The organism is Sphingomonas jaspsi DSM 18422 (assembly GCF_000585415.1).
GTDB lineage: Bacteria > Pseudomonadota > Alphaproteobacteria > Sphingomonadales > Sphingomonadaceae > Sphingomicrobium > Sphingomicrobium jaspsi.
Genome location: NZ_KK073876.1, coordinates 1,885,242 through 1,899,879, shown reverse-complemented (window position 1 = coordinate 1,899,879; position 14,638 = coordinate 1,885,242). Strand labels below are relative to the sequence as shown.

Sequence of the window (14,638 nt, the reverse complement as noted above, 5' to 3'; positions counted from 1 at the left end):
CGGCCAGGGGAAGCATAAGGGCAGGGGCCAGAAAACGCATCATCATCTCCCACATCGTATCGGGAGCATAATGGTCTATGCGGGTGACGGGTTCCTGAACGCCGGAGCGGGATCAGTCGGCGATGCGGCTCATCTTGAGCTTGCCGTTCTCGGTCGCGAAGCCGAGGCGGCCTTCGACGAGATCGAGCGCGTCGCGGCCGAATTCCTCGAAGCGCCAGCCATTGAGGATCGGCAAATTGCCCCGGACCCCGGCAGCCAACGCTTCTAGGTCGTCGGAGCGGGCGATCAGGCGGGCGGCGACGCCGGCTTCCTTGGCGCGGATCTTGAGCAGCAGCTTCAGCAGGTCGCTGACCAATGCCGCGTCCTTGGTCAGGCCCGGACGGCGCGGTTCGCGGCTCGGCAGGTCCTCGTCCGACAGCGGCTGCGCCTTTTCCAGCGCGGCCATCATGCGCCCGCCGATATCGTTGCTCCGCCATCCCGACGAGAGGCCGCGAACCTTGCCGAGATCGTCCTGCGTCCTGGGCGGATGAGCGGCGAGGTCGTTCAGCGTGTCGTCCTTGACGATGCGGCCGCGCGGCAAATTCTTCTGCCGCGCTTCGGTCTCGCGCCAGCCGGCCAAGGCTTTCAGGCGACCCAGCACCGCCGGATTCCGGCTCGGCAGCTTCAACCGCTTCCAGGCATCTTCGGGCGGGAAGGCGAAGCTCGACGGATCGGCGAGCCGCTCCATCTCGTCATCCAGCCAGTCGCCGCGTCCGGTCTTGATCAGCTTCTTCACCAGCTTGGGAAAGATTTCCGACAGATGGGTCACGTCGGCGATGGCATAGTCGATCTGGCGCTTGTCGAGCGGGCGGCGCGACCAGTCGGTGAAGCGCGCGCCCTTGTCGAGGCTGTGCCCCAACATGCTTTCGACCAGCGAGGAATAGCCGACCTGCTCGCCATAGCCCAAGGCCATCGCCGCGATCTGCGTGTCGAACAGCGGAAAGGGGACCTTGCCCGACAGGTTGTGAATGATCTCCAGGTCCTGCCCGCCGGCGTGGAAAACCTTCAGCACAGCGTCATTGTCGACCAGCAGGTCGAGTAGCGGCGCAAGGTCGATGCCGTCGGCCTTGGGATCGATCGCCGCGGCTTCTTCGGGCGATGCGATCTGGATCAGGCACAGTTCGGGCCAATAGGTGTTCTCGCGCATGAACTCTGTGTCCACCGCGACGAAGTCGTGCGTGGAAAGACGGGAGATCAGGGCGGTCAGGTCGTCGGTCGACGTAATTAGCGGATGGATTTTCATGTGTCGCGGGGGCCTTAGCGGGAACCATGCGCCTTGACAAAGGGATAGGCTAGAGGCGAAGCGGCGGCGCGAATTTTTTCCGCATCGCAGCAACTTTTGTCCGACGAGCCATCACCCATGCACGCCTACCGCACCCATACCTGCGCCGACCTTCGCTCCAGCGACGTCGGGTCCACCGTCAAATTGTCGGGCTGGATCCACCGCAAGCGCGACCATGGCGGCGTGCTGTTCGTCGACCTGCGCGACCATTATGGCCTGACCCAGATCGTCTGCGACAGCGACAGCCCGGCGCTGCCGATCCTCGAATCGCTGCGAGTCGAGAGTGTGGTGACCATCGAAGGCGACGTGAAAGCGCGCGCGGCAGGCACCACCAACGCCAAGCTGCCGACCGGCGACATCGAAGTGTTCGCGCGTAGTGTCGAAATCCAGTCGAAGGCCGACGAGCTCCCGATGCCGGTGGCGGGCGAGCAGGACTATCCGGAAGAAATCCGCCTCAAGTATCGCTATCTCGACCTGCGCCGCGAGCGGCTGCACTCGAACATCATTCTGCGCTCGAAGGTCATCAGCTCGATCCGTCGCCGGATGATCGACCAGGGCTTCACCGAGTTCCAGACGCCGATCCTGACCGCGTCGTCGCCCGAAGGCGCGCGCGACTATCTCGTCCCCAGCCGCGTCCATCCGGGCAAGTTCTACGCGCTGCCGCAGGCACCGCAGATGTTCAAGCAGCTGCTGATGGTCGCGGGCTTTGACCGCTATTTCCAGATCGCGCCCTGCTTCCGCGACGAAGACGCCCGCGCCGACCGTAGCCCGGGCGAATTCTACCAGCTCGACTTCGAAATGAGCTTTGTCACGCAGGACGATGTCTTCGCGGCGATCGAACCGGTGCTGTCGGGCGTGTTCGCCGAATTCGCGGGCGAAAAATACGTCACGCCCGCAGGCGAATATCCGCGCATCCCGTACCGTGAGGCGATGCTGAAATATGGCAGCGACAAGCCCGACCTTCGCAACCCGCTGATCGTCCATGATGTCGGACAGCACTTCGTCGGTTCGGGGTTCGGCCTGTTTGCCGGCATGGTCGAAAAGGGCATGGTAGTCCGCGCGGTCGCCGCGCCGGGCACGGCCGAGAAAAGCCGCAAGTTCTTCGACGACATGAACGACTGGGCGCGCGGCGAAGGCTTCGCCGGCCTCGGCTACGCCACCCGCAAGGGCGGCGAGTGGGGCGGCCCCATCGCCAAGAACCACGGCACCGAAGGCATGGACAAGATCGCCGAACAGCTCGGCATCGGCCCGGACGACGGCATCTTCTTCGCCGCCGGTCCGGAAGCGCAGGCGGCGAAGCTCGCCGGGCTGGCCCGCACCCGCGTCGCCGATCAGCTGGGCCTGATCGAAGAAGGCGCGTTCCGCTTCTGCTGGATCGTCGACTTCCCGATGTTCGAATATGACGAGGACAACAAGAAGGTCGACTTCAGCCACAACCCCTTCTCAATGCCGCAGGGCGGGATGGAAGCGCTGGAAAATAAGAACCCGCTCGACATCCTCGCGTGGCAGTATGACATCGTCTGCAACGGCGTCGAACTGTCCTCCGGCGCGATCCGTAACCACCGCCCGGATATCATGTACAAGGCGTTCGAAATCGCCGGTTACACCAAGGAGCAGGTCGACGAGAATTTCCCGGGCATGATCGGCGCGTTCAAGTACGGCGCGCCGCCGCACGGCGGCTCGGCGCCGGGCATCGACCGCATTGTCATGCTGCTGGCCGACGAACCGAACATCCGCGAAGTCATCGTCTTCCCGATGAACCAGAAGGCCGAAGACCTGCTGATGAACGCGCCGGCACCGGTGACGATGAAGCAGCTTCGCGAACTGTCGATCCGCGTTGTCGCCGACAACGAGCCGAAGAAGGCGTAAGCGGCCCGCGGCCTCCGTGCCACAACGGGACGCATTCGCTTGACCCTGGCGATGAGGGCGGTTGAAGCGCGTTCCGCCTTCGGTTAACCAGCAACGGTGCCGACGTCGTTAACGCGATTTGAATGGGGGGCGCCATTCGCTGGTGACGCCGAGGCGACTTTGCGGTCGCTGCGGCTTCGCCTTGCCCAGTCGCAGCTGAGCCAGATCGTCAATCGGCGGCGAGTGATCATCATCCTCGAAGGCTGGGTGGGGTCTGGCAAGAAGACCGCCCTTCGCCGGATGGTCGGCAGCTGGGACCCGTGCAACGTGGACACGGTCTGCGTTGGCCGCACGGCAAACCACGATTCGGATCGTCACTGGCTGGCGCCTTACTGGGCCAACCTCCCGGGTGCCGGTAACACCGCCATTTTCTATCCAAGCTGGTACCGGCGGATCGCCGAGATGCGCCTCGACGGCAAACTCGACGACAAGCAGTTCGCCCGCGCCTGCGACGAGATCAACGAATTCGAAGCGCAACAGCGCGATCATGGCACGCTGATCGTCAAACTATTCTTCCACATGACCGCCGACCGCCAAGCGGCGGTGATGCGCGAACGGCAATCGGATCCGTGGATGCACCACCTGCTGTCGCCGGGCGCGGCCGAGGCGATGAGCCGACGCGACGACCTGATCGCCATCATCGACGATATTTTCGCCCAGACCGACACTCGCTGGGCGCCGTGGACGGTCGTCAATGGCAATGACGAAGCTGGTGCCAGTATCCAATCGCTCGACGTGCTCGCTGCGGCGCTGGAAAAGGCGATGCCGACCTCGCCCCCTGCGGATGGGGAGACGGTGATCCCTTTCCGCCACAGCCGCGCGGGCTGAACCCCGATCAGCCGGGGTAACGGATCGCCATCACCTCATAGCTTTTTTCGCCCGCCGGCAGTCGCACAGTGCGCTCGTCGCCGACCCGCGCCCCGACGAAGGCGCGTGCGATCGGTGCGACCCAGCTGATCTGTCCGGCGCTTGCGTCGGCCTCGTCCTCTCCGACAAGCGTCAGGATCCGCCGCTCGTCATCCTCGTCGGCCAGTTCGATGGTCGCGCCGAACCGTACCGTGTCGCGTTGTTCCTGCCGTGAAGGGTCGACCACCTTGGCCTGCTTCATCACCTTGGCGAGGTAGGACAGCCGACGGTCGATCTCACGCAATCGCTTGCGGCCGTAGATATAGTCGCCATTTTCCGACCGGTCGCCGTTGCCAGCGGCCCAGGCGATGGTGTCGACCAGCTTGGGTCGCTCGACCCCGAACAATTGCTCATATTCCGCGCGGATCCTCGCGAAGCCCGATGGCGTGATGAACCGCGGCGGGCGGCCGCCTTCCTCGCTCATCAGCCGGGACGACCGCTCTTGCCCAGATAGGCGCTGATGTGGACCGGCTGCGGCCCCGGCAGCGTCGGGTTCAGCCGATCGTAGACGACGGTATTTTCGAGCACGCGCTGGACATAGCCGCGCGTTTCCATGAACGGAATCCTCTCGATCCAGCTAACGATGTCGACGTTTCCCCGCGGATCGCCATAGGCGTTGATCCACTTGCGGACGTTGCCCGGCCCGGCGTTGTAGGCGGCGATCGCCAGTGGATAGCTGCCGTCGTAAATCGCGAGCAACCGCTGGAAATAGGCGCTGCCCAGCATGACGTTGTAATTGGGGTCGCTGGTCAGGCGCGAAAAATCATAGCCTAGGCCCGATTTGCTCGCCTGCTCGCTGGCCGTTCCCGGCATGAGCTGCATCATTCCGCGCGCGCCGGCGTGGCTGACGATGGCCTTATCGAAGCTCGATTCCTGCCGCGTGATGCCATGGACGACCGACCATAAGCGGCCGGACGGCAGATTGCCCGAATGGGTCGGGAAAGCCGCCCGGTAGTAGAAGGCGCTGCCGTTATTGCGCGCAGACCGCGCCGTCCACACCGACAGGTCCGGACGGTAGATGTAGGTCGCAAGTTCGGTCGCCAGCAGCCGGTCGGCGTCGCTGCTCAGGCTTTCCGACAGGGCGCGGACGAACTGGCTTTGCTCGCTGTAGCGGCCTTGCTGCCCCAGCTGCCGCGTCGCCCGGACCAGGCGGTTGTCGTAAAACGCCTTGCGCTGGGCGTCCGTCACCAGCAGCGACGGCGTGCCGGCAGGAGCGGGGACGATGCGCCCCAGCCTTTCAAGCGCCAGCTGGCCATAGAAGAGTTCGGGCGTGGCCGCGGCCTTTTCGAAATGCGCGGTCGATTCCGGATAGTTGCGGGCGGCGATGGCGGCGCGACCCGCCCAGTACCAACCCTTGGTCGCGACCTGCAGCGACTTGCCGCCCTTGGCATATTTGTCGAACAACACCATCGCATCGGCGGGGCGGTTGAGCCGTTCGAAGGCGGCGGTCGCAGCGGTCCAGGTCAGCGTCGTATAATCGTCGCGGACGGCATAGCTCTGGCCGCTGATTTCGGTCCCGGGCGCGAACGCGTCGTCGACCTGGCGAGCGATGTCGTAGGCCGCCTGGTAGTCGCGCGCGTCGACCGCACTCTTCGACAGCAGGACCAGCATGTCGTACCAGCGCTCAGGGTCGGCGGGCTTGTAGGTGAACTGGTGCGGTCGGGCCGCCAGCCAGCGGGCGCCGGCATCGTCGCCGGCATCGCGCAGATAGCGCAGCCGATCCATCAACAGTCCGGCGTCGGTCGCGACCTGTCCGGCGACCGCACGATATTGCGCTTCGCCGTCGGAAGCGCGGCGATAAAGGGCAATGCGGGCGGTGAAGGTTGGACGCCGGGCAGCGCTGCTCCACGCCAGCATGCGCTGGGCATCGTCGATCTTCTTGGCGAACAGCAGCGCGTCGACGCGCCGGTCGTGATCCGCGCTGGTCAGCTGGTTGGCGAAGCGCCCGAACAGCGCCTGCTCGTCGTAGGCGCTGAGATCACCCGATCCCCACGCCTCTCGCAGCGCTGAAGCTGCGTCTGCAGGGCGCCCGAGGGCGGCATAGGATTCCGCGAGCCTCGCCCAGCCGTTACCGCTTTCCGGTTTTTTGGCGGCGAAGAAGTCGATCACGGTGCGTGGATTTTCACCGGTCCGGAGCTGCTTCTCCGCTGCCTTGCGCAGGCCGTTCTCGCCCGGCCAGCCGGGGTTGGCGGTGACGAAGCGGGCATAGTCGGCGAACGCATATCCGTCGCTCGACCGCAGCCGGCGCCAGTCCGAAATGGCCCAATCGATCTGGCTGGAACTGGCGGGGAGGGCGGACGCGGTCGGTCCTTGCGGCAACTGGATGGTCTGGCCGGAAGCAGCGGTTGTGCTCGCCAGAAGCAGAGGGACAAAAATACTGATCTTCCTCATGCTGGACATCATGCCACCCCAGTCCTTATCAGCACCTGAACATCGCCCGATCCCAATAGAAAAGCTGGCGGTCGGGTTCCCGGGAAGGAATAGAACATGTTTTTTGGCTCGATACCCGCGCTGGTGACGCCATTTGCGGCGAACCGAGTCGATGAAGCGATATTCCGCGATTTCATCGACTGGCAGATCCAGGAAGGGACCGATGCGATCGTTCCTTGCGGCACCACGGGCGAAGTCGCGACGCTGAGCAGCGACGAGCAGCACCGCCTGTTCGCGGTCGCGGTCGAAGCGGCAGCCGGTCGCGTCCCGGTGATCGCCGGATGCGGGTCAAACGACACCGCCACCGCCATCGCCCACGTTCACGCCGCCAAGGCCGCCGGGGCGGCTGCCGCCCTGGTCGTCGTGCCTTACTACAACAAGCCCAGCCAGGCCGGCTTGATGGCGCACTTCACCGCAATCGCAAATGAGACCGACCTGCCGATCGTCGTTTACAACGTGCCGGGACGGACCGTGGTCAGCATCGACGTCGCCACGCTCGGCGAGCTCGCGAAATTGCCGACTATTGTCGGGATCAAGGATGCGACCGGCGATCTTGGCCGCGTGACGGCCCAGCGCCTCGCCTGCGGTCCCGACTTTTGCCAGTTGTCGGGCGAGGACAATAGCGCACTGGGGTTCAACGCCATGGGCGGTGTCGGGTGTATCTCGGTTACGGCCAATGTTGCGCCGCGGCTCTGTGCCGATTTCCAGCGTGCGATGCGCGAAGGCCGGATGGAAGAGGCGATCGAGTTGCAGGACCGGCTCTATCCGCTGCACATGGCGATGTTCGCCGATTCATCCCCGGGACCGGCAAAATATGCGCTCAACCGGTTGCGCCCGTTTTTTCCCACCGACCTGCGCCTCCCGCTGGTCGGGCCGTCCGAGGCGGCAAAGCGGACGATCGACGCCGCGCTAGCCCATGCCGGGCTGATCTGAGGCCGACGTGAGCAAGGGCGCGATCAAGACGTTCGACAAGGTGAAGGTCGTCGCCGACAACCGGCGCGCCTATTACGAATATTTCGTCGAGGAAAAGTTCGAAGTGGGGATCGAGCTTCAGGGCACCGAGGTGAAATCGCTTCGCACCGGCGAAGGATCGATCGCCGAAAGCTATGCGATGGTCGAGGACGAGGAGGTGTTCCTCGTCAATTCCAACATCCCGCAATATGCCAAGGGCAGCTGGATGAACCACGAGCCGCGGCGCAAGCGGCGGCTGCTGCTTAAGAAGCGCGAAATTTCCAAGCTGCAGGGCGCTATCACCCGCCAGGGTCTCACCCTCATTCCCTTGTCGATTTACTTTAACGGGGCGGGTAAGGCGAAGGTCGAACTGGCGCTGGCCAAGGGCAAGAAGGCGCACGACAAGCGCGAAAGCATCAAGGAAAGGGATTGGAAGCGGGAACAGGGCCGCCTCTTGAGACAGCATGGCTAAAGAAGCGAATTTCTGGACCCGGTTCATGGACCGCCACGCGCCGACGCGCGAGGAGGTGATGGAAAGCCGCTGGCTGCGCCCGTTCGGCCATCGGGTGCGTCGATCCGACCTGTGGCGCTTCACGCGCCGGTCCGTGCCGCGCGGCGTATTCGCGGGCCTGTTCGTCGGCATTTTTCTGATGATCCCGGGGCTGCAGATCGTCGGCGCTGCGCTGCTGTGCATGCCGATGCGCGGCAACATCCCGATCGCCGCCGCCATGACGTTCCTGTCCAACCCGGCGACGACGCCATTCTTTCTGATCGCCGCCATCGGTATCGGCAACCGCATGGGCTTCCATGCCGACCTCGACGCCTACGCCCGGCTGAGCGAGAGCCACGCCAGCATCGGCGCATGGCTGGGCTGGTTGCTGTCCGACGCAGCGCCAGCGCTGGTCAGCGGTCTGTTCATGATCGGGCTCGGGCTGGCGTTGGTCGGCTATATCGTGTCGCTTGTCGGATGGCGCTGGTGGGTCGGCCGCAAATGGCGTCAGCGCTACGGGCGCGTGGACTGAAAAATTACGTCCCAGTTTCTTGTCAGGGGAGATGACAATATGCGGAAATATCTGAGCCTTCTTGCTGCGACCACGATGCTGGCGGGCTGCGCCACCAGCCCGGCGCCCGAGCCGGTCGCACCGGCCGTCGCCGAAGCGCCCGCCCCGGCGCCCGAAGCCCCCAAGCCGACGTACGGCACCTTCGGCTTCGACAAGGCCGGCATGGACGCCAGCGTCAGCCCTGGCGACAATTTCTATCAATATGCCAACGGCACCTGGGCCAAGGAAACTGCGATCCCCGCGGACAAGTCCAACTACGGCATGTTCACCGTCCTCGACGACCTGTCGAAGGAGCGGACCCGCACCATCATCGAGGACATGGCCAAAGACCCGTCGAGCAAGATCGGCCTCGCCTACAACAGCTACCTCGACACCGCGTCGATCGACGCCAAGGGCCTCGCGCCGTTCGAACCCTGGCTGAGCCAGGTGCGCGGGCTCAAGAGCAAGGCCGGCCTCGCCGACCTTTACGGCCGCGCCGACCGCATCGGCATCGGCTCGCCGTTCGGCTTCTATGTCGGTCAGGACGACAAGAATCCGGACCGCTATGTAACCGGCCTGTTCCAATCGGGCATCGGCATGCCCGACCGCGACTATTATCTGTCGACCGATCCGAAGATCGTCGATGTGCGCGGCAAGTATCTGCAACACCTGACCAACGTCCTGACGCTCGCGGGCGAGGCAAATGCGGCTGCCCGTGCCAAGGCGATCCTCGACTTCGAAACCGGCATTGCGAAGGCGCATTGGAACAAGGTCGACAGCCGCGACGCGACCAAGACCTACAACCTTATGTCCTTCGCCAAGCTGCAGCAGTCGGCGCCTGGTTATGACTTCGCGACCATGCTGAAGGTCATGGGCATCAATGCGCCCGAGGTGAACGTGGCGCAGCCGTCGGCGATCACCGGGATCGCCAAGCTGGTCAAGGCGGCCCCGCTGGGCGTGCTCAAGGATCAGTTGCTGGTCCGCTCGCTCGACCAATATGCGTCGGTCCTGCCGTCGAAGTTCGACGCGGAATCGTTCAGCTTCTACGGCACCGCGCTGTCGGGGACGCCGCAGCAGGAAGCCCGCTGGAAGCGTGCGGTCAACTTCACCGTCGGTGCGCTGGCCGATGACGTCAGCAAGATCTACGTCCAGCGTTATTATCCGCCGGAAACCAAGGCGGCAGCTGACGCGCTGGTGAAGAATGTCGTGGCGGCGATGGGCCGCCGTATCGACCAGCTGACCTGGATGAAGCCGGAAACCAAGGTTCGCGCCCGCGCCAAGCTGGCCAATTTCGTGACCAAGATCGGCTATCCCGACCAGTGGCACAACTATTCGGCGCTGAACATCGTCGGCGGCGATCCGCTGGGCAACGCGATGCGGGCGGCCGAATGGGGCCATGAGGACAGCGTCAGCCGCCTCGGCGGGCCGATCCGTCGCTGGGAATGGGGCATGACCCCGATGACGATCAACGCATACGCCAACTTCGGCATGCACGAGATCGTCTTCCCAGCTGCGATCCTCCAGCCGCCCTTCTTCGACCCCAATGCCGACCCGGCGATCAACTATGGCGGCATCGGCGCGGTCATCGGCCACGAAATCAGCCACCACTTCGACGACCAGGGTTCGAAATATGACGAATACGGCCGTCTCAGCGACTGGTGGACGCCGGAAGATGTGAAGGCGTTCCAGGAAGCGACCAAGGCGCTCGGCGCGCAATATGACGCCTACGAAGTGTTCCCGGGTGCGCACGTCAACGGCGCTTTCACCATGGGCGAAAACATCGGCGATCTTGCGGGCCTATCGGCAGCCTATGACGCCTATGTCCATTCGCTCGGCGGCCAGCCTGCGCCGGTGATCGACGGCACGACCGGCGACCAGCGCTTCTACCTCGGCTGGGCGCAGGTCTGGCGGCGCAATTATCGCGAAGCCAATCTTCGCCAGCGCCTGCTGACCGATCCGCACTCGCCGTCCGAACAGCGCGTGTCGGTCGTCCGCAACTTCGACCAGTGGTACAAGGCGTACAACGTCGAGCCCGGCCAGAAGCTTTATCTTGCGCCGACGCAGCGGGTGCGTATCTGGTAAGGAGTGCTGTACGAGCAACTGACCTCGCTTGACCAAGAGCCGCTCGACAAGGGCTGGCGCTGGCTGGTGCCGGCGCTGGTCGCGGCGGCCGCGGCAAGCGGGGCAGTGCTCTTCTTCATCCTTGGTGAACCGATCTACGGCGGCCTGTTCGTCGCCGGGTTCGTGGCGATGCTGGTCGCGGCGTTCGTCATCGACCGGCGCGGCACCAAGGCGGTCGAGACGGAGACCGTCTATCTTCCCGACCTGTCGCTGATCGGCGCGTCGATCGGAATGGCCGATGCGGCGACCGCCCTGACCGATCGGCTGGGCGTCCTGCTGTCGGTCAATCCTGCCTATCGCGCCGCATTCGGCGACGAGGCGGTCGCGGCGACCGGCGGCCAGGCGATCGAGCGGCTGCGCGACGATGCGTGGCGTGACGGCGAAGCGGACAGCGACGGCTGGGACCATGGCGGCAAGAGTTTTCGCGTCCGGGTACGACGGTCGGGCGCCCGCGGCGACATGCTGCTGTGGCGGTTCGACGAAGCCGACCAGCCCGATTTCCTGACGATCGCGGCCCAGCGCGTCGCCGGTGCGACCGGCGAGCGGCTGGCGGCAGCTGGCGTGCTGGCGGTGCTGATCGACGGCGAGGGGCGCCTGCTGGCGGCGAACAAGCTATTCGCGGACCGGGCACTCGGCCATATCCGGCCGGGATCCGAACCGCCGCGCTTTACCGATATGGTCGCGACCAATGAAGACGGCACGTTGCGACTGCTTTCGGAAGGGGAGGGCGCAAGGGCGCTGCGCGGCGTCCACGTCCCGCTCGATCCCGCAGCCGACGCCGGCGCGGGCACGCTGTTGCTGTTTGAGGCGCAGGAAGGCGCGGGGGTCGCGACCTCCTCCAACGTCCAGGTGCTGCTGGAAATGCTGCCGATCGGGCTGGCGCTGGTCGACCGAGACGGGCGCTTCCTGACCATGAACAAGACCTTCCGGACGGCCGGCGGAATTGGGGGCGGCGATATGCCGTCATACCCCGGCGACCTGGTCGTCAAGGAAGACAAGGCCGCCGTCGCGGATTCTGTTCGCCGCAGCGTTCGCGGACCCGCGACCTCGGCCGATTTGCCGGTGCGACTGAAACATCAACCTGGCGAACCGGTGGCACTGACCGTCGCCGGACTGCGCGGTCTCGGCGAAGCGGCCGTGCTGCTCCTGCTCAAGGACAATAGCGAGGAAGCCAAGCTCAAGCGGCAGATCGCGCAGGCGACCAAGATGCAGGCCGTGGGCCAGCTGGCCGGCGGCGTCGCGCACGACTTCAACAACATCCTGACCGCCATCATCGGCCATTGCGACCTGATGCTGATGCGCCATACGCCGGGCGACAGCGACTATGACGATATCCAGCAGATCAAGTCCAACTCGAACCGTGCGGCCGGCCTGACCCGCCAGCTGCTGGCCTTCTCGCGCCAGCAGACGCTGCGGCCGCAGGTGCTGCAGCTGCCCGACGTGGTCAGCGAAGTGTCGCACCTGCTGAAGCGCCTGCTCGGCGAGACCGTCGAACTGGTGGTCAAGCACGGGCGCGATCTCGGCTCGGTCCGCGCCGACCCGGGCCAGCTCGAACAGGTGATCGTCAACCTTGCCGTCAATGCCCGCGACGCCATGGCCGCAAAGGGCGGCGGCACGCTGACCATCCACACCTATGCGGTTCGCGCCGAACAGGTTGCCGACCTCGGCAGCGAAATCCTGCCCGTGGCCGATTATTCCGCCATCTCGATCAGCGACACCGGAAGCGGCATCCCGCCCAGCATCCTCGGCAAGGTGTTCGAGCCATTCTTCACCACCAAGGAGGTGGGCAAGGGAACGGGTCTCGGGCTCTCCACCGTCTACGGCATCGTCAAACAGTCCGGCGGCTACATCTTCGCCGACAGCAAGGTGGGGGACGGCACGCGCTTTACCATCTACCTGCCGGTCCACCGCGTCGAGGAGGATCCCGAGGCCAGAGCGCCCAAGGCCCGGGTACCGGAACCCGAAAACGAGCTGTGGGGCACCGGCACCATTTTGCTGGTCGAGGATGAGCCGATGGTGCGAACGGTCGCCGAACGGGCACTCACCCGGCACGGCTATACCGTGCTGACGGCCACCAATGGCGAGGAAGCGCTTGAGGTCATCGACCGCGGCGACGAGATCGCGCTGATGATTTCGGACGTGGTCATGCCGCTGATGGATGGCCCGACGATGGTTCGCGAAGCGCGCAAGACCCGTCCTGACATCCCGATCCTGTTCATGTCCGGCTATGCCGAGGAACAGCTGCGCAAGTCGATAGACATCGCCAACGTCGCCTTCCTTCCCAAGCCCTTTTCGGTGCAGGAATTGGCCGAAGCGGTACGGAAGGTTCTCGCTGCGAAATAATTCTTCACAGGTTTAACGCGTGCGCTTATTCAGTCGCCATGGGTAGCCCGCGTAAAATTTTGGTCGTCGAGGACGAACCGCTGATTGCGATGATGCTGGAGGACTTCCTCTCGTCGCTGGGTCATGAGGTGGTTGCGATCTGCGAAGACGTGCCGTCGGCCTGCGCGCACGCGCAGCAGGGTGGATTCGACCTCGCGATTCTCGATGTCAATTTGAAGGGCGACAGCGTGTGGCCGGTAGCCACGGCGCTCAAGGAGCAGGGGATCAGCTTCATCCTGGCCAGCGGCGGCTTCGTCGATCGCCCGCCGGCCGAATTCGTCGATTCGCCGATGATCGACAAGCCCTATACGATCGACCGTGTCAGCGCGAAGATCGCCGAAGTCCTGGATGGCGCGGCCGCCTGAAATTTCGCAGAAGTTCTCCTCTTGTTCTCATGGAACAAATAGGATACGCCTTGGTCATTCAAGGGGGAAGCTCGGCTCCCGATTGACGAAGGGAACAGGACCATGGCAGCGCAGCTGAAAGTCGTCGGAACCAGTGGAGATGGTGTGAACACGGATCGTCAAAAGGCTTTGGAAGCAGCGCTCGCGCAGATTGACCGCGCGTTCGGCAAGGGCAGCGCGATGAAGCTCGGCAGCCGTGAGAAGATCGAGATCGAGACGATTTCGACCGGCTCGCTGGGGCTCGACATCGCGCTCGGCGTCGGCGGCCTGCCGCGTGGCCGCATCATCGAAATCTACGGACCGGAAAGCTCGGGCAAGACGACGCTGGCGCTGCACGCGATCGCCGAAGCGCAGAAGAATGGCGGGACCGCGGCCTTCGTCGACGCCGAACATGCGCTCGACCCGGTCTATGCCAAGAAGCTTGGCGTCGACATCGACGAGCTCATCGTGTCGCAGCCCGATACCGGCGAACAGGCGCTCGAAATCGTCGATACGCTGGTGCGGTCGAATGCGATCGACGTGCTGGTGGTCGATTCGGTCGCCGCGCTCGTCCCGCGGGCCGAAATCGAAGGCGAGATGGGCGACAGCCACGTCGGCCTGCAAGCTCGCCTGATGAGCCAGGCGCTGCGCAAGCTCACCGGCTCGATCAGCCGTTCGAAGACCATGGTGATCTTCATCAACCAGGTCCGCATGAAGATCGGCGTGATGTACGGCAATCCGGAAACCACCACCGGCGGCAATGCGCTGAAATTCTACGCCAGCGTGCGCCTCGACATCCGTCGCACCGGGCAGATCAAGGATCGCGACGATATCGTCGGCAACACCACCCGGGTGAAGGTCGTCAAGAACAAGGTCGCGCCGCCGTTCAAGCAGGTCGAATTCGACATCATGTACGGCGAAGGCGTCAGCAAGGTCGGTGAAATCCTCGATCTCGGCGTCAAGGCCGGGATTGTGGAAAAATCGGGCGCATGGTTCAGCTTCGACTCGATCCGCATCGGGCAGGGCCGCGAGAACGCCAAGACCTACCTCAAGGAAAATCCCGAGATTGCGCTGCGTATCGAAAATTCGGTCCGCGGCAAGAAGGACGAGGTGGGCGAAGCGTTGATGGTCGGTCCGTCGGCCGACGACGACGCCGAATAAATCTTCGTCTTCGATCACTCCCCAGCGGGCGCCGG

The 14,638-nt window shown here is 64.4% G+C and carries 12 protein-coding genes; 9 read left to right on the top strand and 3 right to left on the bottom strand.

The annotated features are described in order from the left end of the window. Positions 1-112: 112 nt before the first annotated feature. Positions 113-1,282 (bottom strand): ribonuclease D, encoded by a 1,170-nt coding sequence (gene rnd, locus G570_RS09705; RefSeq protein ID WP_037501729.1) that lies wholly within the window; start codon positions 1,280-1,282, stop codon positions 113-115. Between the two features lie 117 nt (positions 1,283-1,399). Here rnd and aspS point away from each other — a divergent pair, with 117 nt between their 5' ends. Together aspS and G570_RS09695 are read left to right on the top strand one after the other, a co-directional pair. Continuing rightward, positions 1,400-3,190 (top strand): aspartate--tRNA ligase, encoded by a 1,791-nt coding sequence (aspS, locus tag G570_RS09700; RefSeq protein WP_037501726.1) that lies wholly within the window; start codon positions 1,400-1,402, stop codon positions 3,188-3,190. Between the two features lie 96 nt (positions 3,191-3,286). Then, on the top strand, positions 3,287-4,057 hold the full coding sequence (locus tag G570_RS09695) for a polyphosphate kinase 2 family protein (protein ID WP_084607653.1): 771 nt from the start codon (positions 3,287-3,289) through the stop codon (positions 4,055-4,057). A 7-nt stretch (positions 4,058-4,064) separates the two neighbouring features. Here G570_RS09695 and greB read toward each other — a convergent pair whose 3' ends face one another. Both greB and G570_RS09685 read right to left on the bottom strand, forming a co-directional pair. Then, complete coding sequence (gene greB, locus G570_RS09690) at positions 4,065-4,559, bottom strand: transcription elongation factor GreB (RefSeq protein ID WP_037501724.1); 495 nt, start codon at positions 4,557-4,559, stop codon at positions 4,065-4,067. Next, complete coding sequence (locus G570_RS09685) at positions 4,559-6,538, bottom strand: lytic transglycosylase domain-containing protein (RefSeq protein WP_051504255.1); 1,980 nt, start codon at positions 6,536-6,538, stop codon at positions 4,559-4,561. Before G570_RS09685 ends, greB begins: the two co-directional genes overlap by 1 nt. Positions 6,539-6,622: 84 nt before the next feature. Here G570_RS09685 and dapA point away from each other — a divergent pair, with 84 nt between their 5' ends. The 7 genes from dapA to recA all read left to right on the top strand — a co-directional run bounded on the left by dapA (position 6,623) and on the right by recA (position 14,603). After that, the gene (gene dapA, locus G570_RS09680; protein ID WP_037501723.1) at positions 6,623-7,498 is read left to right on the top strand and encodes a 4-hydroxy-tetrahydrodipicolinate synthase; all 876 of its coding nucleotides are present in this window, start codon (positions 6,623-6,625) and stop codon (positions 7,496-7,498) included. A 7-nt stretch (positions 7,499-7,505) separates the two neighbouring features. Then, positions 7,506-7,988, top strand: a complete 483-nt coding sequence (smpB, locus tag G570_RS09675) for an SsrA-binding protein SmpB (protein ID WP_037501722.1) — start codon at positions 7,506-7,508, stop codon at positions 7,986-7,988. Further along, positions 7,981-8,538: a DUF2062 domain-containing protein gene (locus G570_RS09670; RefSeq protein ID WP_051504254.1), complete on the top strand. Its 558-nt coding sequence runs from the start codon at positions 7,981-7,983 to the stop codon at positions 8,536-8,538. Before smpB ends, G570_RS09670 begins: the two co-directional genes overlap by 8 nt. A 39-nt stretch (positions 8,539-8,577) precedes the next feature. After that, a complete protein-coding gene (locus G570_RS09665; RefSeq protein ID WP_037501721.1) occupies positions 8,578-10,638 on the top strand; it encodes a M13 family metallopeptidase in 2,061 nt (686 codons plus the stop codon). Between the two features lie 6 nt (positions 10,639-10,644). After that, on the top strand, positions 10,645-13,020 hold the full coding sequence (locus tag G570_RS09660) for a hybrid sensor histidine kinase/response regulator (RefSeq protein WP_245600330.1): 2,376 nt from the start codon (positions 10,645-10,647) through the stop codon (positions 13,018-13,020). Between the two features lie 38 nt (positions 13,021-13,058). Continuing rightward, complete coding sequence (locus G570_RS09655) at positions 13,059-13,424, top strand: response regulator (protein ID WP_037501719.1); 366 nt, start codon at positions 13,059-13,061, stop codon at positions 13,422-13,424. Positions 13,425-13,526: 102 nt separating this feature from the next. After that, the gene (recA, locus tag G570_RS09650; RefSeq protein WP_037501716.1) at positions 13,527-14,603 is read left to right on the top strand and encodes a recombinase RecA; all 1,077 of its coding nucleotides are present in this window, start codon (positions 13,527-13,529) and stop codon (positions 14,601-14,603) included. Positions 14,604-14,638: the final 35 nt, after the last annotated feature.

Bases quoted from the DNA above. Each gene is read 5' to 3' on its own strand.
- G570_RS09670 (WP_051504254.1), top strand. From the start codon at position 7,981: ATGGCTAAAGAAGCGAATTTCTGGACCCGGTTCATGGACCGCCACGCG.
- dapA (WP_037501723.1), top strand. From the start codon at position 6,623: ATGTTTTTTGGCTCGATACCCGCGCTGGTGACGCCATTTGCGGCGAAC.
- rnd (WP_037501729.1), bottom strand. From the start codon at position 1,282: ATGAAAATCCATCCGCTAATTACGTCGACCGACGACCTGACCGCCCTG.
- greB (WP_037501724.1), bottom strand. From the start codon at position 4,559: ATGAGCGAGGAAGGCGGCCGCCCGCCGCGGTTCATCACGCCATCGGGC.
- G570_RS09655 (WP_037501719.1), top strand. From the start codon at position 13,059: ATGGGTAGCCCGCGTAAAATTTTGGTCGTCGAGGACGAACCGCTGATT.
- G570_RS09685 (WP_051504255.1), bottom strand. From the start codon at position 6,538: ATGATGTCCAGCATGAGGAAGATCAGTATTTTTGTCCCTCTGCTTCTG.
- recA (WP_037501716.1), top strand. From the start codon at position 13,527: ATGGCAGCGCAGCTGAAAGTCGTCGGAACCAGTGGAGATGGTGTGAAC.
- G570_RS09665 (WP_037501721.1), top strand. From the start codon at position 8,578: ATGCGGAAATATCTGAGCCTTCTTGCTGCGACCACGATGCTGGCGGGC.
- aspS (WP_037501726.1), top strand. From the start codon at position 1,400: ATGCACGCCTACCGCACCCATACCTGCGCCGACCTTCGCTCCAGCGAC.